The sequence below is a fragment of the Rhabdobacter roseus genome, from assembly GCF_014202275.1.
GTDB classification, from domain to species: Bacteria; Bacteroidota; Bacteroidia; order Cytophagales; family Spirosomataceae; genus Rhabdobacter; species Rhabdobacter roseus.
The window spans coordinates 143,470-167,996 of the sequence record NZ_JACHGF010000011.1; the positions used below are offsets into that span (position 1 = coordinate 143,470).

General features: G+C 53.6%; 21 protein-coding genes. 5 read left to right on the forward strand and 16 right to left on the reverse strand.

Features of this window, described 5'->3' with window-relative positions; all coding sequences use genetic code 11:
* Positions 1 to 27 precede the first annotated feature (27 nt).
* Complete coding sequence (gene recF, locus HNQ92_RS24225; RefSeq protein ID WP_184178285.1) at positions 28 to 1,122, forward strand: DNA replication/repair protein RecF; 1,095 nt, start codon at positions 28 to 30, stop codon at positions 1,120 to 1,122.
* A 54-nt stretch (positions 1,123 to 1,176) separates the two neighbouring features.
* Here recF and HNQ92_RS24230 read toward each other — a convergent pair whose 3' ends face one another.
* From HNQ92_RS24230 to HNQ92_RS24240, 3 genes are all read right to left on the reverse strand, one after another.
* Complete coding sequence (locus HNQ92_RS24230) at positions 1,177 to 2,244, reverse strand: hypothetical protein (RefSeq protein ID WP_246440747.1); 1,068 nt, start codon at positions 2,242 to 2,244, stop codon at positions 1,177 to 1,179.
* 223 nt (positions 2,245 to 2,467) lie between these two features.
* Positions 2,468 to 3,289: a hypothetical protein gene (locus tag HNQ92_RS28795; RefSeq protein ID WP_246440749.1), complete on the reverse strand. Its 822-nt coding sequence runs from the start codon at positions 3,287 to 3,289 to the stop codon at positions 2,468 to 2,470.
* Between the two features lie 516 nt (positions 3,290 to 3,805).
* The gene (locus HNQ92_RS24240; RefSeq protein ID WP_184178382.1) at positions 3,806 to 5,005 is read right to left on the reverse strand and encodes a hypothetical protein; all 1,200 of its coding nucleotides are present in this window, start codon (positions 5,003 to 5,005) and stop codon (positions 3,806 to 3,808) included.
* Between the two features lie 313 nt (positions 5,006 to 5,318).
* Between HNQ92_RS24240 and HNQ92_RS24245 the strand changes: the two genes are divergently transcribed.
* Together HNQ92_RS24245 and HNQ92_RS24250 are read left to right on the forward strand one after the other, a co-directional pair.
* On the forward strand, positions 5,319 to 6,458 hold the full coding sequence (locus tag HNQ92_RS24245; RefSeq protein ID WP_184178384.1) for an acyl-CoA dehydrogenase: 1,140 nt from the start codon (positions 5,319 to 5,321) through the stop codon (positions 6,456 to 6,458).
* 175 nt (positions 6,459 to 6,633) lie between these two features.
* Positions 6,634 to 7,563, forward strand: a complete 930-nt coding sequence (locus tag HNQ92_RS24250) for an AraC family transcriptional regulator (RefSeq protein WP_184178291.1) — start codon at positions 6,634 to 6,636, stop codon at positions 7,561 to 7,563.
* 83 nt (positions 7,564 to 7,646) lie between these two features.
* Here the strand turns inward: HNQ92_RS24250 and HNQ92_RS24255 are convergent, their stop codons facing one another.
* The 6 genes from HNQ92_RS24255 to glpK all read right to left on the reverse strand — a co-directional run bounded on the left by HNQ92_RS24255 (position 7,647) and on the right by glpK (position 15,415).
* On the reverse strand, positions 7,647 to 9,041 hold the full coding sequence (locus tag HNQ92_RS24255) for an NADH-quinone oxidoreductase subunit N (protein ID WP_184178293.1): 1,395 nt from the start codon (positions 9,039 to 9,041) through the stop codon (positions 7,647 to 7,649).
* 42 nt (positions 9,042 to 9,083) lie between these two features.
* Positions 9,084 to 10,538: a complex I subunit 4 family protein gene (locus HNQ92_RS24260; RefSeq protein WP_184178295.1), complete on the reverse strand. Its 1,455-nt coding sequence runs from the start codon at positions 10,536 to 10,538 to the stop codon at positions 9,084 to 9,086.
* Positions 10,539 to 10,560: 22 nt separating this feature from the next.
* Positions 10,561 to 12,480 (reverse strand): NADH-quinone oxidoreductase subunit L, encoded by a 1,920-nt coding sequence (nuoL, locus tag HNQ92_RS24265; protein WP_184178297.1) that lies wholly within the window; start codon positions 12,478 to 12,480, stop codon positions 10,561 to 10,563.
* A gap of 54 nt (positions 12,481 to 12,534) precedes the next feature.
* On the reverse strand, positions 12,535 to 12,876 hold the full coding sequence (gene nuoK / locus HNQ92_RS24270) for an NADH-quinone oxidoreductase subunit NuoK (RefSeq protein ID WP_425504312.1): 342 nt from the start codon (positions 12,874 to 12,876) through the stop codon (positions 12,535 to 12,537).
* A gap of 106 nt (positions 12,877 to 12,982) precedes the next feature.
* Complete coding sequence (locus HNQ92_RS24275) at positions 12,983 to 13,792, reverse strand: 3'-5' exonuclease (protein WP_184178299.1); 810 nt, start codon at positions 13,790 to 13,792, stop codon at positions 12,983 to 12,985.
* Between the two features lie 123 nt (positions 13,793 to 13,915).
* The gene (gene glpK, locus HNQ92_RS24280) at positions 13,916 to 15,415 is read right to left on the reverse strand and encodes a glycerol kinase GlpK (protein WP_184178301.1); all 1,500 of its coding nucleotides are present in this window, start codon (positions 15,413 to 15,415) and stop codon (positions 13,916 to 13,918) included.
* A 187-nt stretch (positions 15,416 to 15,602) separates the two neighbouring features.
* Here glpK and pbpC point away from each other — a divergent pair, with 187 nt between their 5' ends.
* Positions 15,603 to 17,942, forward strand: coding sequence for a penicillin-binding protein 1C (gene pbpC, locus HNQ92_RS24285; protein WP_425504313.1), 2,340 nt, complete (start codon positions 15,603 to 15,605; stop codon positions 17,940 to 17,942).
* Positions 17,943 to 17,992: 50 nt separating this feature from the next.
* Here the strand turns inward: pbpC and HNQ92_RS24290 are convergent, their stop codons facing one another.
* From HNQ92_RS24290 to HNQ92_RS24305, 4 genes are all read right to left on the reverse strand, one after another.
* The gene (locus HNQ92_RS24290; RefSeq protein WP_184178305.1) at positions 17,993 to 18,478 is read right to left on the reverse strand and encodes a GAF domain-containing protein; all 486 of its coding nucleotides are present in this window, start codon (positions 18,476 to 18,478) and stop codon (positions 17,993 to 17,995) included.
* A gap of 75 nt (positions 18,479 to 18,553) precedes the next feature.
* Positions 18,554 to 18,979, reverse strand: a complete 426-nt coding sequence (locus HNQ92_RS24295) for a lipocalin-like domain-containing protein (protein WP_184178307.1) — start codon at positions 18,977 to 18,979, stop codon at positions 18,554 to 18,556.
* Between the two features lie 193 nt (positions 18,980 to 19,172).
* Positions 19,173 to 20,042, reverse strand: coding sequence for a sugar phosphate isomerase/epimerase family protein (locus HNQ92_RS24300; protein ID WP_184178309.1), 870 nt, complete (start codon positions 20,040 to 20,042; stop codon positions 19,173 to 19,175).
* A 150-nt stretch (positions 20,043 to 20,192) separates the two neighbouring features.
* A complete protein-coding gene (locus tag HNQ92_RS24305) occupies positions 20,193 to 21,173 on the reverse strand; it encodes an isoaspartyl peptidase/L-asparaginase family protein (protein WP_184178311.1) in 981 nt (326 codons plus the stop codon).
* Positions 21,174 to 21,279: 106 nt separating this feature from the next.
* Here HNQ92_RS24305 and purU point away from each other — a divergent pair, with 106 nt between their 5' ends.
* Positions 21,280 to 22,113, forward strand: coding sequence for a formyltetrahydrofolate deformylase (purU, locus tag HNQ92_RS24310; protein ID WP_184178313.1), 834 nt, complete (start codon positions 21,280 to 21,282; stop codon positions 22,111 to 22,113).
* A 66-nt stretch (positions 22,114 to 22,179) separates the two neighbouring features.
* On the opposite strand, the gene HNQ92_RS24315 is transcribed toward purU, so the two are convergent.
* From HNQ92_RS24315 to HNQ92_RS24325, 3 genes are all read right to left on the reverse strand, one after another.
* Entirely contained in the window at positions 22,180 to 23,238 is a 1,059-nt protein-coding gene (locus tag HNQ92_RS24315) for a hypothetical protein (RefSeq protein ID WP_184178315.1), read from the reverse strand.
* Positions 23,210 to 23,806, reverse strand: coding sequence for an anti-sigma factor (locus HNQ92_RS24320; protein WP_184178317.1), 597 nt, complete (start codon positions 23,804 to 23,806; stop codon positions 23,210 to 23,212). The genes HNQ92_RS24315 and HNQ92_RS24320 overlap by 29 nt, the downstream gene beginning before the upstream one ends.
* A gap of 129 nt (positions 23,807 to 23,935) precedes the next feature.
* Positions 23,936 to 24,493 (reverse strand): RNA polymerase sigma factor, encoded by a 558-nt coding sequence (locus HNQ92_RS24325; protein ID WP_184178319.1) that lies wholly within the window; start codon positions 24,491 to 24,493, stop codon positions 23,936 to 23,938.
* Positions 24,494 to 24,527 lie beyond the last annotated feature (34 nt).

The window sequence follows — 24,527 nt, forward strand, 5'->3', positions numbered from 1 at the left end:
AGCATAAACTCCCTAACAAAGAAGTTCATGTGGCTTGAAAAACTCCATCTGACTCATTTTAAAAACTACGAAGCGGGGAGTTATACCTTTGGGGAGCGGGTAAATTGCCTCGTAGGCCAGAACGGAAGTGGCAAAACCAACCTGCTGGACGCTATTTATTTCCTGGCACTCACTAAAAGTGCCTTTCAAAATCAGGATGCGCTTACCATTCAGCACGAAGCGGATTTCCTGGTCCTGGATGGCATCTTTCGGGACGGTACGCGGCGTACGCAGATCACGGGTAGCCTCCAGCGAGGCCAGCGGAAGGTCATGATGGCCGACAAGAAAGCCTACGACCGCCTGAGCGACCACATCGGACGGTTTCCGGTGGTGCTCATCGCCCCCGACGATACCGATCTGGTACGGGATGGCAGCGAGGAGCGGCGGCGTTTTTTTGATGGGGTACTGGCCCAGCTTACCCCTGCCTACCTCGACGATTTCCTGCAGTACAACAAAATCCTCAGCCAACGCAACAGCCTGCTCAAGATCTTCGCCGAGCGCAACTACCTCGACGAAGACATGCTCGAAACCTACAATGAGCCGCTCATCGCCCTGGCCCAGCGTATCTACGAGCATCGGCGTCGATTCATGGAACACTTTCTGCCGCTGGTAGGCCGGTACTACGCTTACCTGAGCAACGAGCGTGAGCGCGTGGACCTCATCTACGAGAGTGAGGTAGCCCGGCCCGATTTCCCGACGGAGTTTCGGAAGCATCGCTCCCGTGACCTCCACGCCCAGCGAACCAGCAAGGGTATCCATAAGGATGACTACGTATTTGAGATCGACGGACGGGCCCTGCGGAAATTTGGCTCGCAGGGTCAGCAAAAGTCGTTTGTAATCGCCCTCAAACTAGCGCAGTACGAGCTACTGGCGCTTGAGAAAGAAACGCAGCCTATCTTGCTGCTGGACGATATTTTTGACAAACTCGATGACCTTCGCATTCATAAACTAATCGAAATGATCGACAGCGGCTCCCTGGGGCAGGTATTTATTACCGACGCCCGTCCCGAGCGCTCTCACCGTATTCTCGATCAGGTCGCCGCTGATGTCCGCTTCTTTGAGATTGGGAAATCATACGAGTAAGGTACCCGGGTGAGGTACCTGTCGGCCCCTTAGGACGCGTTTTAAGCCTTAAAACTACCTACGTACCGTCGGTGCTTTCGGAAAGGATAGCACGATGAAGTAGCCCGTCAGTAGTACAATGCCCAGCTGCATGAGGTAGTCAGTCACCGAAGCCGACGAAGCCCAAATGTCCGAGGGGCGCAGGTACCGGGGCATATCCAACCGCCACCAGTACGACGGATGCACCACGCACAGCAGGTTGTAAAGCAGTAGTAATACTACTTGTGTCCGGTTGCTCCAGTCGATGATGTACAGGGCCAGGGGAAGCAGAAACATAAAAATATAATTGCTGTAGGCGCTCTGCTGGGCAATCATCATGGTGGCGTAGGTTACTATAAATACCCTTGATACCGCCCCGTGGTACTCGGCTTCTCGGGAACGCCAGGCTGCCAGCGCACCCACTCCTACGGTCAGTAGCAGTCCGATCCAGTTCCAGAATTTTTCACCCACTCCAATGCTATTAAGTACCCAGGGATTAAGCACTGATAGTACGTTGGGTGACCGAAGCGTATCTGCCTCTCCCAGCGGCTGCATGAATTCCAGCCCGACCAGCGTGTACAATATACCCAGTACCAGAAGCCCCCATCCGGCGAGTACCGCGGCCAGTCTAAAAGGTGCCTTAGCCAAAAGCAGTAAGGCCGGTAAAACAAGTACAAAGGTAGCTTTGGTACTAAGTAACCCCAGCACCAGCAAGCTTCCATAAAGCAGATAGCTGGACTTCCGGTACCAAGCAAAGGCCGCCAGGGCTACAAATAGCCATGTCCAGACATCCTCCTGCCCACCAATGACGCAGAGTACTAAGGAGGCCGGCAAGCACATGTATACCAAAAGACGTACTACGAGCGCCAAACAGGGTACTTTAGGTTCGTAATAGGTAAAGGAAATCCAAATGGCAATGGCTTCCATCACCAGCATCAAGAAAACAATGGAGCGGGCGCTATCCCATAAGGCCAGAGAAAGGCCAATCAGGTACGGAAAGAATGGCGAATAGGTACAGACGAAGTCGCGGTAAATAAGCTCTCCATTTTTAGCGTGCGTCCCCCAGCCTACCAGAAAGCCGGTTATATCGGAGCGGGGCTCCATATTGAGGAAGTGGTAGATCAGCAGAAACGGCAGTAGACGCAATACTACCCAACCTATCCCCAGGAGCAGATGACTGTTAATTTTTTGTCTGGCTATTTTTTTCTCTGAAAAAAGAACGAGAATCGCTAGTAGACTTAATAATACACTCAACCCTGTTTTGAACCAGACAATTTCCATGCATGAAGTAGTATAATTTCTAATCTAACCCATCAAGTACCCCACTTTACTTTGGGGAAGGGGTACTTCGTTGGATTGACCGGATCGCTAAAAAAAATATCCCCACGTAACACCCTACATTAAGTACCTGTAGTGTGTATTCAAACAGGTAGGTGGGGTTGCCTAACATCGACCAGGCCTCATAGGAGGGAGATCCGTTGTATACGTACACAAATGGCTGCACCACCAGCAACCAGCTGAATAGTAGTACCAGTACCAAGTGCCTCGGCCGCAAGGGGTCAATCAAGGCGAACAGCATTATCAAAAGGTAAGAAGTGGCATAGCCCCCCGGCGCACTGGGCTGAAAGATCATCATCGAAACAAAAGATACCAGAAAAAGCGATGGAAGTACCTCTCGAAGCGATCGTGAGCGAAACCGCCATGCTACCAGTACGGAAGTACCCAGTGTCAGCAGCAGGCCAATCCAGTTGGCCATGGTATAGCTACTTTCCGGCACATGAACAATACTTTCAATAAAGGGTCTGGCAATCGAAAATAGGTTGGGGGTCAATAATACACTTGTGTGCTGGATGGGCATCAAAAATTTTTCTCCAACCTGAGAATAGAGTATTGCCAGCGCGATCAAACCCGGAATCGCCATTGCGATTAGCATGCGCAGGGGTCGGCGCACGAAGACCAGCAACGGAAATAGAAAGAAGATGTAGGTTACCTTGATACACAGCAATCCGGCCGCGTACAGTAGTCCGGCTCGTCGCTCATAATTTTCGGGCCGGGCTACTACTTGGCGCCAGATGAGTAAGGTAATCAGCCAGAACCAGATGTCTTCCTGGCCATTTAGTAATACAAATACAAAAGAAGCGGGTAACATCCAGTACAGACAGGCTAGCAGAAGCGCTTCTGGTCGTTGTTTTTTATAGGATAAGTAAGTCAGAACAACCGTCAGGGCTTCCATCAAAACCATCAATAATACGATCGCGCGGGGATTGTTCCATATCCAAAGAGGCAGACTGATTAGGTAGGAAAACAACGGAGCGTGGTAAGACCAAAAATCACGGTATACCATTAGTCCCCGGAAGGCCGATTCTGCTTTATAGTAAAAGAAAGGAACGTCGTTTCGGGGTTCTTGGCCCAGAAGTACATAGACTCCTACAAAGGGTAGTAGCCTTAGCAGCAAAAAGGAAACCAGCAACACAACTTGGTCTTGCTGATTTTGCTGCCATTTTTCAAAAAGTGCCCTTTTCCACACCGCCCCTATAAAAAGAAGCGTAAGCAAAGTACTGATGATTAATTTAATATAAAATACAGTAATTATTGGCATCGTATACGTATTTCTAAAATTTTAGTAGCCTCCGGACTAGCGCACGTAGGTCTTTCCAACTGTCCTTTAGTCAAACCAGCCCCAGCCTAGCATTCGGTCCAGCGCCATGGCTGCTTTCACAGGCAGTGGCTCCGCCCAAATTACTTTATTATAACCCAATGTATAACACAGAGGATGGATAACGCAAATAATTGCCATGACAAAGATGATCTTCCGAAATTCGGGAAGTGGAATGCTTCGCGACAGTATTAAAGTACTAATGAGTAGGAAGGGAAAGCCATAACCCAGCGCACGGTCAATATCGTGCACTAAAATGCCCGTCGTTATCAAAACGCCTATGCCCACGAGCAAGAGCAGCAACAGCCAGCGCCGATGGGTACTGTATAGTACGTATCCTGCCGCTCCCAGCAACAGCCAGGTTCCTTCGAAAGAGGTCCACAAGCTATTTCCTAGCCCCCAGCGGTGTGCATCGGCAAAAAGTACGGGCGATCCCATGGTGCTATACGAGTGGCCGTAAAAATAAGTACTCATGATATACCTTCTAAATACCAGATAAACGCCCCAGGCAAGCAATACAATCCAGGTAGGAAGAGCCAAGGTACTTTTGACGACCGACGAAAAGCTAAAACTTTCGCCCTGCTCCACCAACCGACGGGTTATCCACCACAAAATGACGTACCCTCCGGCTATAATGGCTCGCTCGTCGGTAAAAAATGCACACTGTAGACATATAAATAACAAAACAGGATTGCGTACAAACAACGCCAGCAGCAAAAAAAAGTAGGCGAAACTGTCGCCGTAACCCGCCGTATCCACAAAAAACCAGGAAAAGACAAACAGGTTCGAAAGGCCTAGTGCAAAAAATGCCGTAAGTACCTTATCGTGGGTTTGCCGGAAAACCTCCCTGGAACACAGATACAAAAATAAGCACCCTAATAGGGCTTGAATGATCAGTATTAGTACCAAGTTATGACCCGTCAGAAACGACATCAGGGGAAGCATCCAGCGCATCACCATGTTTTCCCGGCGAATATAATACCCCAAATCGCCAGGATGCAGTAGGTCCTGGGATTGCATTTTTATGAAAGTCCAGGCATCGGAGCTTTGCATGACGGTATACGGCGGCACCGCCAGGCACCAGGAGAGCACAGCACAAAACAGCGTGAGTTGCCAGAGCCACTGCTTTCCTGTTAGTCTTTGTTCAATAAAGCGTGAAAGATGCGCATACTTTTCCGACAAGGACAAGTTTGTAGTTAAGTAACTCATTTTTAGTTGATACAAGGAGGGATATATTTCTTAAAGTAAAGATTCTGTAAAACTAAGTACCTCTTCCAAATTATCAACGTTTCTTTGTTGAGATATTTATTTTACGTAATTCTTACTTGCTTTCCTACAGCGGCAGAAGGAGAGTACCCTCTTTCAGGCGCTTCGGGGACTTCTTTGCCGCAGCCTATTCTTAGTAGTTTTGATAGTCCGTATGCTTGCATACCTTCCTGAATTGATTTAATTTTGAACATCAACTTCATCCTACGTTAGTAAACAATACCCACTTATGGCCACCGCATCAGAACTGATAGGAATGGATTTTAATCTTAGTGAAGAACACGAAGCGGTGCAGCTAGCCGCCCGTGATTTTGCCCAAAATGAACTACTCCCCGGTGTCATCGAGCGCGATAACGCGCAAACGTTTGACCCGTCTCTCCGCCAACGCATGGGCGAATTAGGCTTTCTAGGCATGATGGTGCCTCCTGAATACGGCGGAGGCGGCATGGATACGCTTGCCTACGTTATTGCGATGGAGGAAATTTCGAAAGTAGATGCCTCCGCCTCCGTGATGATGTCCGTAAATAATTCGTTGGTATGCTGGGGGCTGGAAGCTTTCGGAAACGAATCACAAAAGCAAAAGTACCTTACCCGCCTGGCCAGCGGAGAGATACTGGGTGCCTTCTGCCTTTCAGAGCCTGAGGCCGGCTCGGACGCTACTTCCCAACAAACGCTGGCCGAAGATAAAGGCGATTACTACCTGCTGAATGGTACCAAAAACTGGATCACCAACGGTGCCACCGCTTCGGTGTGCCTGGTTATAGCCCAAACCTACCCTGAAAAACGGCACAAGGGGATCAACTGCCTCATCGTGGAAAAAGGAATGCCTGGCTTTTCGGTGGGTAAAAAAGAAGATAAGATGGGGATTCGGGCTTCTGATACGCACTCCCTGATGTTCTCGGATGTGCAGGTACCTAAGGAAAACCGCATCGGCCCGGATGGTTTCGGCTTTTCGTTTGCCATGAGTACCCTCAACGGCGGCCGTATCGGCATTGCTGCCCAGGCGCTGGGTATTGCCGCTGGCGCTTACGAGCTGGCCCTGCAATATGCTCAGGAACGGAAAGCCTTTGGTAAGGCTATTTTCGACCACCAGGCTATCCAGTTTAAACTTGCCGACATGGCTACTCGCCTGGAGGCCGCCCGGTTACTGGTTTATAAAGCGGCTCGTCTCAAAGACCAGGGCAAAGATTACGTACAAGCTGCGGCCATGGCCAAGCTATATGCTTCCGACATCGCCATGTGGGTCACTACCGAAGCCGTTCAGATTCACGGAGGTTATGGCTACGTAAAGGAATATCATGTGGAGCGCCTCATGCGGGACGCCAAAATTACACAGATCTACGAAGGTACTTCAGAAATACAAAAACTTGTTATCGCCAGGGGGTTGACAAAATAGGGTTCAGGGTACTTCAAGCGGAATTTTGTAAAAAAAGTGGACGTTATACGACTATAATCGTCCACTTTTTTTTTATTTTCCTTAGGTTTATACTTGTATTAGTTTTGTACAATTTATTAGATTTGTACAAAATTAGAATTTTCAAGGCCGTTACCCGCCAAAAACATATCCCCTTATGGAAGATTACAACAAAATTATCGAGTCGCTCGGGGTTAAATTCGTGAAAGCACGCCACATTCGCATTTTGCAGCCCATCACGATCAAGAACTTTTATGATGTCCAGAACTCCCTTACTATTCTGTACGACGGGGAGGTATCTTTTGGCGGCGAAGAACCACAACGCGTAGAGGTAGGCGATATGCTGTTTATTCCGGGTGGCAAGCACGCTACGGTTACGTACGGAAATGCGGCGCTATCGAAAACAGTGTCTAACGAGGAATTTATGACCAACCGCGACAACTACATCGAGGCCGGTCATGATCCAGCCCTGGTTGGTAAGCTTCCCAATTCCTTCGGCCTTATTTCGTTTGAAGCCAAGGTGTTCGACACCGTTAATTTTTTCACCTCGCTGGATGTACCTCCTTTCCTGATCAAGCGCGACGATCAGATTGCAGCCACGATCAACCAGATCCTGGTAGAAGACATGATCGACACGCCTGGTAAAGGCCGAATCATCAAGATCAAGACCGAGGAAGTCGTCATTGAAATAATTCGGTATATTTTGAAAAACAAGCTGTTTGTGGAGCAGCTCGTGACCAACAGTACGTATTTCAAAGATCCTCGCCTGATCGACATCTTTGCCTATATTAAAGATAACCTCGGCGGCGACCTGTCCAACAAAGTTCTGGCCAACGTTGCGAACGTTTCCGAAGATTACGTAGGGCAGTACTTCAAGATGCTGACGGGTATCAACCCGCAGGACTACATTGAATACCAACGTATGGAGAAGGCCGTTGATCTACTACGTACGTCGAAGAAAAGCATCCGTGCCATTGGCTCTGACGTGGGCTACAAGGATACCGCCTACTTTTGCCGCCGGTTCAAGATGATGTTTGGCATTCCGGCGGGTAAGATGCGCCGTCGTGAGTCACTCATGAACGTGTAAGTACCTCGGCTATTTTCATAGTACCTATTACCAAAAAAGCCCGGCGAAGTGCCGGGCTTTTTTGGTAATAGGTACTTGCGTACTTATAAAAGCTTCTCGAAAATACCCGGCGCTAAGCCGAATAGAATCGTCATGGCCGTAGCTACTACCAGGATAATCCGGTAAAAAGGGGCTATTCGAATTTTGCCAATATCCCCTTCTTTTAGGTAGGCGGCTATAATGGCCCGGAAGTAATAGTAAATACCGACGGCTGACATCAGGACCGCTACCACCAGCATCCACACCAGCCCGCGCTCTACCGCGCTGCCAAACACGAAGAATTTACCCCAGAAACCGGCCGTAAGGGGAATACCCGCCAAGGATAGCATCGAAACCGCCAACACAAAGGCCAGCAGCGGGTTTTGTGCCGCTAATCCGTTAAAGGCTGCGTAGCTCTCGTCCACTTGTCCTTCCAGCGCTTTTTTCTTCGAGACCAGCATCAGTACCCCGAAGGCACTAATGGTAGCTATGGAGTAGGCCAGGGAGTAAAACAGAATCGCATTTTCGGTTTGGGGACTGAGCGAAGTAACCGCGATGAGCAGGTACCCGGCGTGAGAAATGCTGGAATAGGCCAACATGCGCTTGAAGCTGTTCTGATACACCGCTATGATATTTCCTACCAGCAACGTCAGTACCGTAATAGCCGCCAGGGTTATCCACCAAAAGCTATAAATAGGGGTAAACGAATGGGAGAGCAAGCGAAAAATCGCCGCAAAGCCCGCGGTTTTGACGATGGTAGACATAAAGGTGGTGAAGATGGTGGGCGCACCATCGTACACGTCCGGGGTCCAGAAATGGAAAGGCGCCGCCGATACTTTGAAGAGCATTCCGATGAGCAGCAACAGTAGTCCGGCGTACAGGATATAGGACACGCCTCGCCCCTGTATACTCACGTAAGACTGGATGTCCGTCAGGTTGAAAGAACCCGTAGCTCCGTACAGCAAGGCAATCCCAAAGAGCATAATACCCGTAGCAAAGGCCCCCATCAGAAAATACTTAAGGGCGGCTTCGTTGGAGCGTAAATTGCTTTTATCACTCCCCGTCAGAATATACATGGACACGGACAGGATCTCAATTCCTACAAAAAGCATGATCAGATGCTCGTACCCAATAATCATAAAGGCACCTACCAGGGAGAAAAGCATAATGCCGTAATACTCCGCGGGCTGGGCTTCCTCCTGATCCTGAAAACCCCGCGTCATGGCCACAATCATGAAGGCCGATACCAACACAATGGCGTTGAAAGCCAGGGTGAGGTTATTAACGGCTAGCATCTCGTAAAAATAGAGCACCTTACCCTGGTTCCAGTCAATGAAATTACTAGCCAGCGCCAAAACCAGAAACAGCAACGTGGCTGGCAAAAGCACGCTCTTTGACTTCATAAATCCTAAAAAAAGGACTACGATTCCAAGAACGGACAACAATACAATAGGGTACATAATTAGTTAGGTCGTCAGTTAACAGACTTTTTATAGGTTCCGCTAGCCGTTCACGATGCGCAACAGCTGGCTCACGGCGGGTTCAGTAAGTTTTAAAAAGGTAGCTGGATAAAGCCCGATCCAGAATACCATAATTACCAACGGAACCAGTACGGCCCGCTCACTCAGGCTAAGATCCCGGAAGGTCTCTGCGGCCTGGCTTCGGGGTCCAAACATGGCTTTCTGAAACATACGCAGCATGTATACCGCACCCAAGATGATCGTTAGGCCGGCCACCGCTCCGAGCCAGGGGTTGTGCTCAAATACACCCGCCAGCAGCAAGAACTCTCCCACAAAACCGCTGGTCAGCGGCAGCGCAACGCTACCCAGTAGCAGTATCATGAAGTAAACCGTCAGATGTGGAGTACGTTGGGTAATGCCACCCAGGTGATCCAGGTAGCGGGTTTTGGTGCGGGAGAAGATGATTTCCACGATAAAAAACAAGCCAACTACGTTGATGCCGTGCGCCAGCATTTGGATCAGTGCGCCCTGCAACCCGTTAAGGGTATTGGAAAATACCCCTGCGGCCATCAGGCCGACGTGCGCAAAGGAAGAGTAGGCAATGAGCCGTTTCATGTCGCGCTGCTGAATGGCAATGATGGAGCCGTATACAATACCCGTAACCGACAGCACGATCGCGACCCATCCCCACTCGGCCAGGCCCACCGGTGCAATGGGGAGCAGCAAGCGAATGAGGCCGTATACCCCCATCTTGAGCATAATACCGGCGAGCAGCATGGTAGCAGGCGTAGGGGATTCGGTGTAGGTGTCGGGCTGCCAGGTATGAAACGGAAATACGGGCATCTTGATGGCAAAGGCTAGAAAGAACGCCCAAAATACCCAGCCCTGGGCCGCCGGACTCAGATTCAAAGCGTAGAGCGCGGTGAGGGCGGACGAATGCTGGCCCGGGGTTTGGAAGTAGAGGTACACCAGCGCAACCAGCATGAATAAGCTGCCAAACAAGGTGTAGAGAAAGAATTTGAAGGTAATCCGGATTCGGTTCTCCCCGCCCCATATCGCCGCCAGGAAGTACACCGGGATAAGCGCTGCTTCAAAGAAAAGGTAGAAAAGGAAAGCGTCCGTTGCCACAAAAACGCCCACCAGGGCACTTTCCATGAACAGGATCAGCGCGTAGAAGGAGGCCTCTTTGGAATAGCTATGCCCAAACGTGGAAAGTACGATCAGGGGTACCAGAAAAGTGGTTAATACGATGAGCAACATGCTAATACCGTCGATACCCGCACTGAACGAGATGCCCGCAGAGGCAATCCAATCAAAAGCAAAGCCGAATTGAAAACCCTGCGCTGGATCAAACTGGGTCCAGACGACCACCGCCACGATGAGCTCGGCCAGAGCACCCGCCAGGGCAATCTGCCGGGCGTGGCCGGGGCGTCCACCGAGGCCCAATGTAAGTAAAGCCGCCAGGGCCGGAAGTACTATCAAAAGAAGAGTATACATACCAATGAGTCAACGGTTCAATTTAACGAAGCAGCAGATTCCAGAATAAAATCAACACAATACCAACTACCATAGCAAAAATATAGTAACCCGTGGAGCCCGTTTGGGTACGGCGCAGCTGCCCCGAAAGTACCTTCACCAAAGTACCCGTACCATTCACGACCAGGTCGATGAAGAATTCGCCGAAGCTAAACAGCAGCGCCGACAGCGTCCGGATGGGCTTCACAAAGACGGCGTCATACAGTTCGTCGATGTAGTACTTGTGATAGATCACCCGCTGTAGGGCTGGACGCTCCTGTGTTTCCGGGGCAGGAACTGAATCCCGGCGCACGTACACTACGTAAGCCGCCAGGGCTGCCACCAGCGCCGCTACTACCGAAATACCCATCAACAGGTACTCCTCGGAGTGGCTCAGCGTAGTAGCCGCGAAAGCCGCCGGGTTGACCTGCCGGGCTCCTTCATAAAGCGGACTCATAAACGTGGCCAATTGGTGCGTCCCGCCTAATACTTCAGGTACCCCCATAAAGCCACCCAGCGCAGAAAACACCGCTAGGACGATCAGGGGGAGGGTCATGGAGGTGGGCGACTCGTGCAGGTGGTGGGCTTGCTCGTGAGTGCCCCGGAAAGAGCCAAAGAACGTCAGGAACAGCAACCTGAACATGTAAAAGGAGGTCATGATCGAGCCCAGCAGCCCCAGCACCCAAAGTACCTTGTTGTGCTCGAAGGCGTGCGCCAGAATCTCGTCTTTGGAGAAAAAGCCGGCAAAAGGCGGAATCCCCGCAATGGCAATGGTACCGATCAGAAAGGTAATGAAGGTAATGGGTAGTTTCTTGCGCAGCCCCCCCATGAAGCGGATGTCCTGCTCGCCGGACATGGCGTGGATCACGCTACCGGCTCCCAAGAACAGCAACGCCTTGAAGAATGCGTGCGTAATGACATGAAACATGGACGCCGAGTAGGCCATCACGCCCAGCGCCAGGAACATGTAGCCTAGCTGACTTACCGTCGAGTAGGCCAGTACTTTCTTGATGTCGTTTTGCAGAAGCCCGATGGAAGCCGCCAGCAGCGCGGTGGCCGTACCGATGATGGCCACTACTTCGAGCGTAGCCGGAGCGAGCGTAAAAAGTACGTTGGAGCGGATCACCATGTAGATACCCGCCGTCACCATCGTAGCGGCGTGGATGAGTGCCGAAACGGGCGTAGGCCCCGCCATGGCGTCGGGTAGCCAGGTAAATAAGGGTATTTGGGCGGATTTTCCGGTGGCTCCGACAAAGAGCAGCAGCGTAATCACCACCACCACCGGGTCCCCCACGGGTAGGCCCGTGGCTTGTCGGAATACCTCCGTGAACTCCACCGAACCAAAGGTACCTATGATGGTAAAAATCCCCAGCAAGAAGCCCAGATCCCCGATGCGGTTCATGATGAAGGCCTTGCGCGCGGCGTTGTTGTAGTCGGTATTTTTGTTCCAGAAGCCGATCAGAAGGTACGAGCACAGCCCCACGCCTTCCCAGCCAATGAACATGATGACGTAGTTGGAGCCCATCACGAGCAGCAGCATGAAGAATAAGAAGAGATTCAGGAAGGCGAAAAACTTCCCAAAGCCTTCGTCCTCTTTCATGTAGCCCGCCGAGTACACATGGATCAGCGAGCCCACGCCGGTGACGATCATCAGCATCAGTAACGACAGCTGATCGATCTGAAACGAGAAGGGAATGGAAAGCTCTCCTACCGAAATCCAGTCGAAGAGGGATACCACCTGGGGGGTACTTCCCGCTTCCTTGAAGGCCATAAGTACCACCACCGACACGGCAAAACTTCCCAAAGCCGCCAGCGAACCAATGATACCCACGGCCCCTCTGGGAATACGGCGGAACCCAATTCCATTGATGAGGAACCCTATCAACGGAAGCAGCGGTATCAGAACGAGTAATGAAGCAGACATACAGTTATTTCACTAGTTGAAAATCCAGGAACGAAGCCACCAAAAGGTACTTGGTTACCACTTGAGTTTGTTAAGAAAACCGACATCAATGGTGCGGGTATTGCGGTAGATCATGACAATGATGGCGAGCCCCACGGCTACCTCGGCCGCGGCTACGGCCATGATGAAGAAAACGAACACCTGCCCAGACGCGTCGGATTTGTAGGAAGAAAAAGCGATGAGAAGCAAATTGGCCGCGTTCAGCATGAGCTCAATGGACATAAAAATGACGATGGCATTGCGACGGGTCAAAACGCCAATAATGCCAATGACAAACAACGCCGTACTTAGAATCAGGTAGCTTTGAAGCGGAATTGCCTGGATGATCTCCGGGATCGGAGGGGTCTGCTGCATCATAGCGGGTTATCTATAACTCTAGATGGTTAGTTGGGGGTACTTAAAAAAATTTGGGCAAAAATACGGATAAATCCTCCTTAACTCAAACGCCCGTGCTGGTATTATTCTAGCGCTGGGTCAGGGCTCGTAATTTGATTTCGGTCAGCTTTCGTTTCGTATCCAGCGGAAATTCCCCCTTCATGATCCAGTCGTAGAAGGCGGGCTCCTTTTGAAGTACCTCCACCACGCGCTTGCCATTGTGTTTACCAAAATTAAAAACTTCCTCGCCCTGCTCATTGAAGACCATCCGGCCCGCAAAATCCACCGAGCGGGTGGCCGTGAGCTCGTGCAGGGCGTCCATGTCATTTTTGACCGGCTCAAATTCGTTCCCCTGCTCGTCCTTGATGGTCCGACCCGCGTAGTGGCTGATCTGGGCGTTAAGTACCTCGTAGGTAGCCAGGGCGTCTGCCTCCGCTCCGTGTGCCCCAATGAGCTCCTTGCCGCAATAAAACTTATAAGCGGCGGCCAGGTTCCTTGGCTCCATGAGGTGAAAAATACGCTGGGCATCCACCAGGCGGCGGTTTTTTACGTCAAAGTCAACCCCTACTCGCAGAAATTCCTCCACCAGCATGGGTACATCGAAGCGGTTGCTGTTGAAGCCCGCCAGGTCGCAGCCCGACAAAAACGTCGCCATCGACTTGGCAATGCCCTTAAACGTAGGACAATCTTTCACATCCTCGTCGTAGATCCCGTGGATCAGGCTCGACTCCAGTGGAATGGGCATCTCGGGATTAACCCGCTGCGTACGCACTTCTGTTTCGCCATTCGGCAGGGCCTTCACTACGGATATTTCCACGATCCGGTCGCGCGAAATAGTAACACCCGTGGTTTCCAGGTCAAAAATAGCGAGTGGTTTCTTGAGATGTAGCGTATGCATAGCTGGGGTAGGCTTGGAGTATAAGCGCTGCGAAGTTAGGGTTTAACACCATATAAGCCCAAAAAAGCCCCAGTTTCCTGCGAAAAACCGGGGCTATTAGTACAAATCGAATACCATATATAACTACTCCATCCAGCCGTAGGATTTGGTGACGGCTTTTTGCCAACCCGCGTAGAATTCGTCGCGGCGAAGGGCGGCCTGATCGGGCTCCCAGCTGCGGGCCACGGCCCAGTTTTTCCGCAGATCTTCTTTGTCGGCCCAGTATCCTACGGCCAGTCCGGCGGCGTAGGCGGCACCCAGGGCGGTCGTCTCGGCTACGGCGGGTGCTACGACGGGCACCCCCAGCATATCGGCCTGAAACTGCATGAGCAACTCATTGGCTACCATGCCGCCGTCTACCCGCAGCGCCACCAGATCTATGCCCGAGTCCTGCGCCATGGCGTTCACCACGTCTACGGTTTGGTAGGCTGTGGCTTCCAGCACCGCCCGCGCAATGTGCCCCTTGTTGACGTAGCGGGTCAAGCCCGCGATAACGCCCCGGGCGTCGTTGCGCCAGTAGGGAGCGTACAGGCCCGAGAAGGCCGGCACCACGTAAGCTCCGCCGTTGTCCTCGACGGTCCGGGCCAGGCTCTCAATGTCTTCGCTCCGCTGGATAAGCCCCAGGTTGTCCCGCACCCACTGCACCAACGCCCCCGCAATGGCAATACTACCCTCCAGCGCGTACTGCACCGGCTCCTGGCCAAACTGGTAGGCAATGGTCGTGAGCAGCCCGTTTTCGGACATTTTTAGTTCATCGCCCGTATTCATCACCAGAAAACAACCCGTACCGTAGGTATTTTTAGCCATGCCCGGATCAAAGCAGGCCTGCCCTACCAGCGCTGCGTGCTGGTCGCCCAGGGCCCCCGCGATGGGTACCCCCGGAAGTACCTCCGAAGCCACTGTACCGTAGACTTCGCTGCTGCTGCGGATCGTCGGTAGCATGGTTTTGGGAATGCGGTAGGCCTCGAGCATGGCGTCGTCCCAGGCTAGGGTGCGCAAGTTCATGAGCTGTGTACGGCTGGCGTTGGTGACGTCCGTGACGTGGATGCCGCCCTGGGTACCTCCCGTCAGGTGCCAGATCAGAAAGGTATCTATAGTACCAAACAGCGCCGTGCCGTTTTCGGCGTCTTCCCGCAGTCCCTCCACGTTTTCGAGCAGCCACTGCAACTTCAGACCACTGAAGTAGGTCGATACGGGTAGTCCCGTCCGTTCCCGAAACTGGTCCAACCCGCCCTGCTGCTCGTATTGCGCTACCTGCTCGCTGGTGCGGGTATCCTGCCACACCAGGGCGTTGTAGTAGGGGCGGCCCGTCCGGCGATTCCAGACCACGGTGGTCTCGCGTTGGTTGGTAATGCCGATGGCCGCAATGTCGCGGGCCGTGGCGGAGACTTTGATGCGCGCCAGCGCAACGACCTCCAGGGTATTTTTCCAGATTTCGTCCGGATTGTGCTCTACCCAGCCGGGTTTCGGATAAATTTGCGCGTGCTCCTTCTGCGCTACCGACACGATGGTACCGGTACGGTCAAAAAATATACAGCGGGTGCTGGTGGTACCCTGGTCAATGGCGGCCACGTATTTAGCCATAGTAGTATTTCGTTTAGCTTTTTTAGGAAGAAAAGGGGGAAATAGCGGAATTTTTACCAGAAGCACAAACGCCAAAATTGAAAGGCCAGCTGCTGGGTGCGCTACAGCCGCTGCCAAGCACCTGATCCAGGCGTTGGGGTACTTGCCTGACTTATGCTATTTTTACGCTATTAAAAGACCAAAGCCCTTGCGTCGCCCTCGCCTACTCGCTGATCAAAAACTAAAGAAGGTACTTAGTACTACCCTACTCGGGCTGGCGGGGGTACTTCTAGCCTTTTTTATCGGGGACTGGTGGTTCCCGTTCCGGCCGGCAGTACGGTATTCTACCCAGATATTGGCCGAAGATGGTACCGTGCTGCACGCTTTCCTGAGCCCGGACGACAAGTGGCGACTCTACACGGAGCTTTCGGAAATAACCCCGCTGCTGCGCCAGACCCTCATGCACAAAGAAGACCGGTACTTTTACTGGCATCCGGGCGTGAATCCGCTGGCGCTGATACGGGCTACGGCCCGCAACCTGCTGGCGGGCCGCCGCACGTCCGGGGCGTCTACCATCACGATGCAGGTAGTGCGGCTGCTGGAGCCGCGCCCGCGTACCTACCGCAGCAAGGCCATCGAGCTCTTCCGGGCGCTACAGCTGGAATGGCACTTTTCCAAAGACGAAATCCTGCAGCTGTACCTCAACTTGGTACCTTACGGCGGCAACATCGAGGGCATCAAGGCGGCCTCGCTGCTGTACTTCGGCAAGCCGCCCCAGCTGCTAAGCCTGGCCGAAATCACGGCATTGACTATAGTACCCAACCGGCCCTCCAGCCTGCGGCCCGGTCGGCGCAACGACGCCCTGCACCGCGAGCGCAACCGTTGGCTGGAACGCTTCCGAAAAGAAAATCTATTTGCGCCCGGCGTTATCCACGACGCCCTCAACGAGCCGCTGAACGCACAGCGACTCCCGCCCCCGCGCCTGGCCCCACACCTGGCCCTGCGGCTCCGGAACGAGTACCCCCAGCAGCCAACGATCCGCACCAGTCTGCGGCCCCCACGCCAGGCGCAGGCCGAAACGCTGGTCAAAAACTACGTCAACCGGCTGCGGGCGCTCAACATCCATAACGCCGCGGTGCTGGTGGTGAACAACGAAACGATGGCCGTGGAAGCCTACGTGGGCTCGGCGGATTTTCACAACCCCTACGACGGCGGGCAGGTGGATGGCATCCGGGCCGTGCGCTCGCCGGGAAGTACCCTCAAGCCGCTGCTGTACGCCACGGCTTTTGATAAGGGCCTGCTTACGCCCAAGATGGTACTGAACGACGTACCTACTAACTTCGGTGGCTACGAACCCGAGAACTTCGACCAGCGCTTCAACGGCCCCGTGACGGTGGCTTTTGCCCTAGCCAACTCCCTAAACGTACCCTCCGTGAAGGTACTTAAAGACCTCGGTACGGCTACGCTGGTGGAGCAGTTGAAAAAAGCGCATTTCAAAACCGTCGAGAAGCAGGCCCCGGAGCTGGGGCTGTCGCTGATCCTGGGCGGTTGCGGCGTGACGCTCGAGGAATTAACGCGGCTGTTTGCGGCCTTTGCCCGGCAGGGGAAATGGCAGCCGCTGGGGTACCTGGCTTCCCAAAGTACACCCACGAAGCCGGTAACCGACGTCGCGCTGATCTCGCCCGAAGCGGCCTTTCTCATTCATGAAGTACTGACGCAAGTCACGCGCCCCGACCTGCCCAACCAGTTTGAAAGTACCTACCGCCTGCCGCGTATTGCCTGGAAAACGGGTACTTCCTACGGCAAGCGCGACGCCTGGAGCATCGGCTACAACCGCCGCTATACCGTGGGCGTGTGGGTTGGGAATTTTTCGGGTGAAGGGGTACCTGAGCTCAGCGGGGCCAATATCGCCACGCCGCTGCTTTTTGATATTTTCAACGCGCTGGACTACAACGCCCCGCGCGACGGGTACCCACCCCCGGCCAACCTGCACCTGCGGAAAGTATGCGCCGAAAGCGGAGCGCTACCGGAGGCTTTTTGTACGAATCAAATCACCGACTACGCCATCATGGGCGTATCGCCCTACCGCCGGTGCCAGCACCGCCGCTGGGTATTTACCGACGAGAAGGCGCGGGTGTCGTACTGTACGCAGTGCCTGCCCGAGCGGGGGTACCTCAAGCGCTCCTACCCCAACCTGGCCCCGGAGCTGATTGCCTACTACGAATTGAAGAAACTACCCTACGAGAAAATACCGCCGCACAACCCCGCCTGCGAGCGGGTATTTCGGGAAGGAGCACCGCTGATCGTGAGCCCCAACGACGGCAGCGAGTACTACCTGCCCGCCGGGGAGCCAGCGCAGCTCCAGCTCAGCTGCCAGGCCGCCAACGACGTACGGGAGGTGTTCTGGTACCTCAACGACCGCCTCTACCAGCGGGCCGCGCCCACCGAAGCCGTCTTTGTGAGCCCGCCACCGGGCCGCGTCAAGATTTCGTGCAGCGACGACAAGGGCCGCAACGCCGACATCTGGATTCAGGTAAAAAATTTATGAACATGAGGGGTACTTTGGAAGAAAAGTAAAAGTACCCCCTGCAAAGGTACCTAGAGCTTCCGCTCGATGAGCTTCATGAGCTTTTCCAGGCCGTGGGCGTCGGCCGGGCCAAAGTCGTCGAGCTGGTCGCTGTCTACATCCAGCACCAGGGCCACGGTCCCGTTGCGGTGAAAAACGGGCACGACGATCTCGGAGCGGGAGGCGGAGCTGCACGCAATGTGCCCCGGAAAGGCGTCTACGTCGGGCACCACGATGGTCTCGGCGCGGGTGTAACAGGCCCCGCAGACGCCCTTGTGAAACGGAATTCGCGTGCAGGCGATGGGCCCCTGGAAAGGCCCCAGTACCAGTTGTCCTTCTTTGGCTACATAAAAACCTACCCAGAAGAACCCAAAAGCCTCTTTCAGCGCCGCCGCTACGTTGGCCAGGTTGGCCGTCAGGTCACTTTCGGTTTCTAGCAGGGCGGCTAGTTGGGGATACAGCGCCTCGTAGCGCTCGGCGCGGTTGGTGATGGTGGGAAGAAGGAGCGTTTCGGCCATGAGGTACCTGGAGTTTTTCTTATTAAAAAAGCAGTGCTCTTTTAACGACAAACGCCGCCGCGGAAGTTCCGGTACCTAGCGCGGCCTGGGGCTATGCTTTTTGAAAACGTACTCGCCCGAGCCCCACGGATTGAGTACTAGTTGCTGGCTCGTGAGCGATACTATAGGATACGTATTTCCATAAGTACTGGACATACACATCGCCCGAATCCGAAGTTGGTTATCCTCCATGGCATAACTACCTCTGCCGCAGCCCAGGAAACCATATTCGACGGGAATAGTATTCTCGTAGCTTTCGTTAAAGGTCAAATCGTTGGAAAACGAAATATAAACGTGCTTGTTGGCAGGTACCTTCACTTCGTTGCAGGTACTTTGTCCGCTGGGTTTACAGTAGGTAGTTAGTCGCCAGGTACCTACCAGGGCATTGGCAGGGTCTACGGCCTCTTTGCTTCGGCAGGCGGCCATACTGAAGATCAACAGTAGCGTAGCGATTCGTCTCATAGCGGGGCGTTTTGTGGGTGCAGGAAGAAGACCGCCGTTGGCTGAAATTGGTTGGAAACCGTTTTTCTTTTTTTGAAAATAAAGTACATAACCTTCTCATTGCTACGATTTCCTGGAAAATGGTCTTTCGGGTACACGCGTCGGAGACGCTAGAAGAGGCCACCCCCATAGCAAATGGGGGTGAGCCTTCTGCCTACTCCCGCAGGCCTGTCAGGTAGGCGATGCTTTTGGGTACGTACTCCAGCTCCCGGTCGCTTTCGTCCTCGATGAAGTAGTGTTTTATGCCTGCTTTCTTGGCGGCTTTAAGCACCGCCGGGAAGTCAATTTGTCCCGTGCCCAGGGGTACATCGTTTTCGGCGGGGGTACCTCCGGTCAAATCACCCACGACGCCTTTTTTGAGGTCTTTGAGGTGCATGAGCTTGAAGCGGTTGCCGTACTTGTTGAGCAAGGCCACGGGATCAGCGCCGCCGTGCTTGGTCCAGAGCACGTCCATCTCGAAGGAAACGTACTTCGGGTCGGTATTTTCCACCATGTAGTCAAACAAAGTACCCTGGCCGTAGGGCTGAAACTCGTAGCCGTGGTTGTGGTAGCAGAAGGTAATGCCCTGCTCCTGAAGTACCTTCCCGACGCGGTTAAAATCTTCGACGGCCTGCTTGGCGTTTTCCAGCGTGAAGTTGCCCTTTTGGTGCGGAATCCAGGCTACCATCACGTAGGAGGCCCCCAGGGCTTTGGCCAGCTGGGCTACGTCCTGCGGATCTTTCACGATTTGCTCGTAGCCCGCGCCCGTGGAGGGTATCTTGATGCCCCGCGCATCGCACATTTTCTTGAATTCCTCGGGCGTCAGGCCACGCGGTGCGCCGCCTTCCAGCTCCTTGAAACCCAGCTTCTGGATGATGTCGAGAGTAGCCGCCACGTCCTTAGGGAAGTGGTTGCGGTAGGTATAGGCCTGTACGCCCAGCGGGAAACTATAGACCGGTTTGCCCTTTTTTTGGGCCAGGGCGTCGGTCATCGCGCCCGCCAGGAGCCCGGCGGCACAAGCCAGCAGGAAAGTAAGTCGTTTCATCAGTAGGTAGTTAGTGGTTCGTATCATAGCAGATGCTCTTCTTATTTCTAATAATAAGTACCTTTCGGGGCACACCTACTTTACCAATCCCTGTTTTCCTTAACCCAATCCGTAACCGGGGGCTGCAAGATGAAAAATTGTTTGTACACCCTACTTCATCCAGTAGTCGGCCTCGACCACCCGGTTTTGGCCATCCTGCCATAAGGCGAAGTTGAAGCCCTTCTGAATGCTATAGGCGCCGTACTCCCCTTTTTTATTCACGGCCAGGTACCCTACTTGAAAATCTTTAAAGTCAGCCTTGGTTTTTCCTTTTACAATGCGGCCAATGGCTTCTTCGCAGGCCTGCTGCGGGCTACGCCCCTGACGCATGAGCTCTACCAGCAGAAACGACCCGAGCGTCCGCATCACAAACTCACCCACGCCCGTTGCGCAGGCCCCACCTACCTCATTATCCACGTAGAGTCCGGCTCCGATGATGGGCGAGTCGCCCACGCGGCCATGGAGCTTGTAGGCCATGCCGCTGGTGGTGCAGGCTCCGGCCATATCACCCTTGGCGTCCAGGGTTAGCATTCCGATGGTGTCGTGGCGCTCCACGTTCACGATGGGTTGGTACTTGGCCGTCTTGAGCCATTCTTTCCAGGCTTTCTCCGAGCGGGGCGTCAGCAGGTTTTGTTTTTTAAAGCCATTTTCGAGCGCAAATTGCAGGGCTCCCGCCCCGCTGAGCATCACGTGCGGGGTTTTTTCCATCACCAGCCGGGCCACCGAGATGGGGTGCATGATGTGCTCGAGGTAGGTCACGGCCCCGGCGTTGCCTTTCTCGTCCATGATGCAGGCGTCCAGCGTCACGTGGCCGTCGCGGTCGGGCAGGCCCCCCAGGCCCACGCTGGTGTCGTTGGGGTCGGCTTCCTGTACTTTTACTCCCGCTTCGACGGCATCCAGGGCGCGTCCGTTTTTTTCGAGAATGGCCCGGGCGGCTTCGTTGGCCTTGAGGCGATCCCAGGTACAGATAGCCATCGGAAAGCCTCCCGCCGTCGGGGCAGGAGCGGGAGTAGCTTCGGCCTGAGTAGCCATTAGGGGCGCCGACAGCAAGGCTGCGCCTCCGGTTTGCAGGAATTTACGCCGGTTTAGCATAGAAAAAAGGAGTGATGAGGTAAAATTGCGTTACTTTGAACTCTCCGCCGAGCAAAGGCCTCAGACAAAGGAGTCTCGAAGATACGAGCAATTATTAAAAAAATTTATGAATTACCGGCATATCTTACTCATGGATGGCCCCGACCATAAGGGGCTCATCTACCAGGTAACCCGCGTGCTCTTTGAGCATAACCAAAATATCATCCGGAATAACGAGTACGTGAGCCCCTCGGGCTACTTCTTCATGCGGACCGAATTTGAGGGTGAGGCCGACGCCTCGCAACTGCTGGAGGTACTTCGCCGGGAGCTCCCGGAAGGGATTAATCTGCGCCTTAACCCCAAAAAAAAGAAGGACATTGTGCTGCTGGTGACCAAGGAGCACCACTGCCTGGGCGAGTTGCTGATCCGCTACGCCTTTGATGAGCTGGACGCCACCATCCAGGCCGTCATTAGCAACTACAACGTGCTGCAGCCGCTCGTCAGTAAGTTCGGGATTCCTTTCCATTACATCTCCCACGAGCATAAGACGCGCCCGGAGCACGAGGAGGCCATCCTGCGCACGCTGGACATTTACCAGCCCGAGTACCTGGTGCTGGCCAAGTACATGCGGGTACTTACGGCCGACTTTGTTCAGCACTTCCCGGATCGCATCGTCAACATCCACCACTCGTTTTTGCCCGCGTTTATCGGGGCCAATCCCTACCGCCAGGCCTACGAGCGGGGCGTCAAGATCATCGGGGCTACGGCGCATTTTGTCAATAATAACCTCGACGAAGGGCCCATCATTGCGCAGGACGTGAAAAGCGTAGACCACCGCCAAACCGCCACCGACATGGCTACGCTGGGCCGGGATACAGAAAAACAGGTACTTTCCAAAGCCCTGAAGCTGGTCTTCAACGACCGCGTATTCATCCATCACAACCGGACCATTATTTTGTAAAAAAATCAGCCCGACGAGGGCCGGGCTGATTTCAACTACGTGGTCTGAGGAAAATCGGGAAAAAGGCTACTCCTTGAGCCGGACGTTGCCGTAGGTCGAAACTACCTTGATGCGCGTACCCGTGCCGTTGCCCACCTGGCCCTCGTACTGCCGGGTACTTTGGCTGGGCTGGCTCCCGCGCACGGCGGGTGGCGAGACGAAGTTAACCTTCACGCCCTCGGGGTAGCTGAAGTTGCCGTGGCTGACCGTGACGTTGAACTGGCTCGACTCGGCGGGAAGTACCACCGGTGAGTACGTAGCCCGGATGTCGACGTTGGCGGCAGACTGGGGTAGTTGCCCGATACTGAAGCCATCGGAAAAGCTCAGCTTGATGATGCCCGACTCGCGCAAGGTACCTATCTTGGCCTCGGAGTAGTCGATGTTGGCGTTGAGGCAGCTGACGTCTTTGATGGATAAATTACCCAGCTTATTGATCAGCTGAAGTACCCCCGCCCGATCCAGCTGTAGGTTACAGTTGCGCACGTTGAAATTACCGCCCACCACTTCCCCAATGTTGATGTTGCCGTCTACGATCTCCAGGATGTTGCTTTCGTTTTGCAGCTTCGTGGCGTAAAAATTCCCGTAGCGAGACTCCACCGTGAGCGGGGCCAGGAAGGCCGGTATGGTGGTATCACCAAAGCGGTTGCGGATGCTAAGCGCATTTTCCTTTGGCATCGTGACGGTGTAGTCGATCTGGATGGCGTTTTTATCTTCCTTGGTACTTTTCCACGAATTCCAGCTGCTGGAGCCGTAGGCGGCCCGGTCGATGCTCGTGCGCAGCATGATCTGCTTGCCCTCGCGTTTTTCTTCGATCAGCACCGATCGCAGGTAGCTCAGCGCGCGCTCGTCGGTAGAGGCATTGGCCGTCACGACTACCTCCACCCGAATCTCCTTCTTATCCCAGAGGTGAATTTTTACATGCCCGTACTGGTTGTCGATCAGGAGTTGGTCTTTGGTACTTACTTCAAATACCTTCACCAGCGTTTTTCGCTTTTCGATGAGGGACTCTCCTTCGGCCCAGGCCGATCCGTTCATGACCATGAGCAGCGCAAGAAGACTAAATATACGTGGCGTTACTTTTTTCATGGCGTTTGTCGGCCTGTTTGATGCGTTGAAGAATGGTTAATTGCTGATTGAGCAGGTCAATCTGCCACTGTAGGTTCTGGATCATGGCTTGGATCAGCGCCTCCTGATTGGGAGCCTGGGGTAGTTCGGAGCGGAGGTTTTTATAGCTGTGCTCCAGGTGCTCCAGGTCCGTGGCAAACTCGTTGTAGAGCGCCGGGTTGTCGCTGGTAAGTCGAATGAGCTCGTTTCGTTTTTCCTCAATGGCCTGGTTGTATTGGGTAAATTCCCGGGCGTAGGTAGGGGCCGTGAGGGCTACCTTGGGGTCCCGGGTGACGCCGTACTCTTTGTTTAGGTAAGAAAGGTAGGAAAGGCCAATGGCTAGCACTAGCCCGGCCGCAATGCGCCAGTCGAAGTAGGCTTTGCCCCACCAGGCCGGACGACTTTTCTTTGGTACTACGGGAGCCGCTTCACCCAATTGCTCCTCAATGCGCTCCCACAAAGCATCGCTCGGCTCGAAGGCATCAAAGCCTTCTCGGTTGTCGCGGACAAAGCGCTCAAGCCGATCTTTTTTGTCAGAAGACTTTTTCATTGTTCACTTCCTGTTAAATTAGTAAATACTGTTTCAATAGTTGCTTGTATAGGGTTGGAGGATTCTTATTTATTCTAAAAAAATACGGCCCGTCGGTCGCCGGTTATTTTCTTTCGCCTCTACCCTACTTCACTTCATCATTTCCAGCAGCCGCCGCTTGGCCCGCATGTACTGGGTGCGCGAGGTCGTCTCGCTGATACCCAGTACTTCACTTATCTCTTCGTGGTCGTAGCCTTCAAAAAGGTACAGGCTCAGCACCACACGGTAGCCCTCGGGCAGTTGCTGCATGGTACTTCGTACCCGCTCAATCTCGTACGGAAAATCGTCTTCCCCGTAAGGTACCTCTTCCGCAGGCTCCCCGTTGCCGTCGGTTTTCTGCCATTCATCAATATCGATCCATTGTACCTTCCGGCTTCGCAGCTGATTGATGGCCTTGTTGACCACGATCTGCTTGAGCCACGCCCCAAACGTAGACTGCTGCCGAAACTGGTGCAGATGGGTAAACGCGTCCACAAAAGCCTCCTGCAAAGCATCTTCTGCTTCTCCGACGTGGTTGAGCATCCGCATACACACGTTGAACATGGCTTTGGAGTAGTGCTTGTATAGCTCATACTGGGCTTTGCGCTCGCCCCGCTTACAACGCTCCACCAGGTCGACGTGTCGGTCGGTGTACAATTTTGTTTCCAAACAGAAGGTTTAGTTTTGAACGTTCTGAACCAAA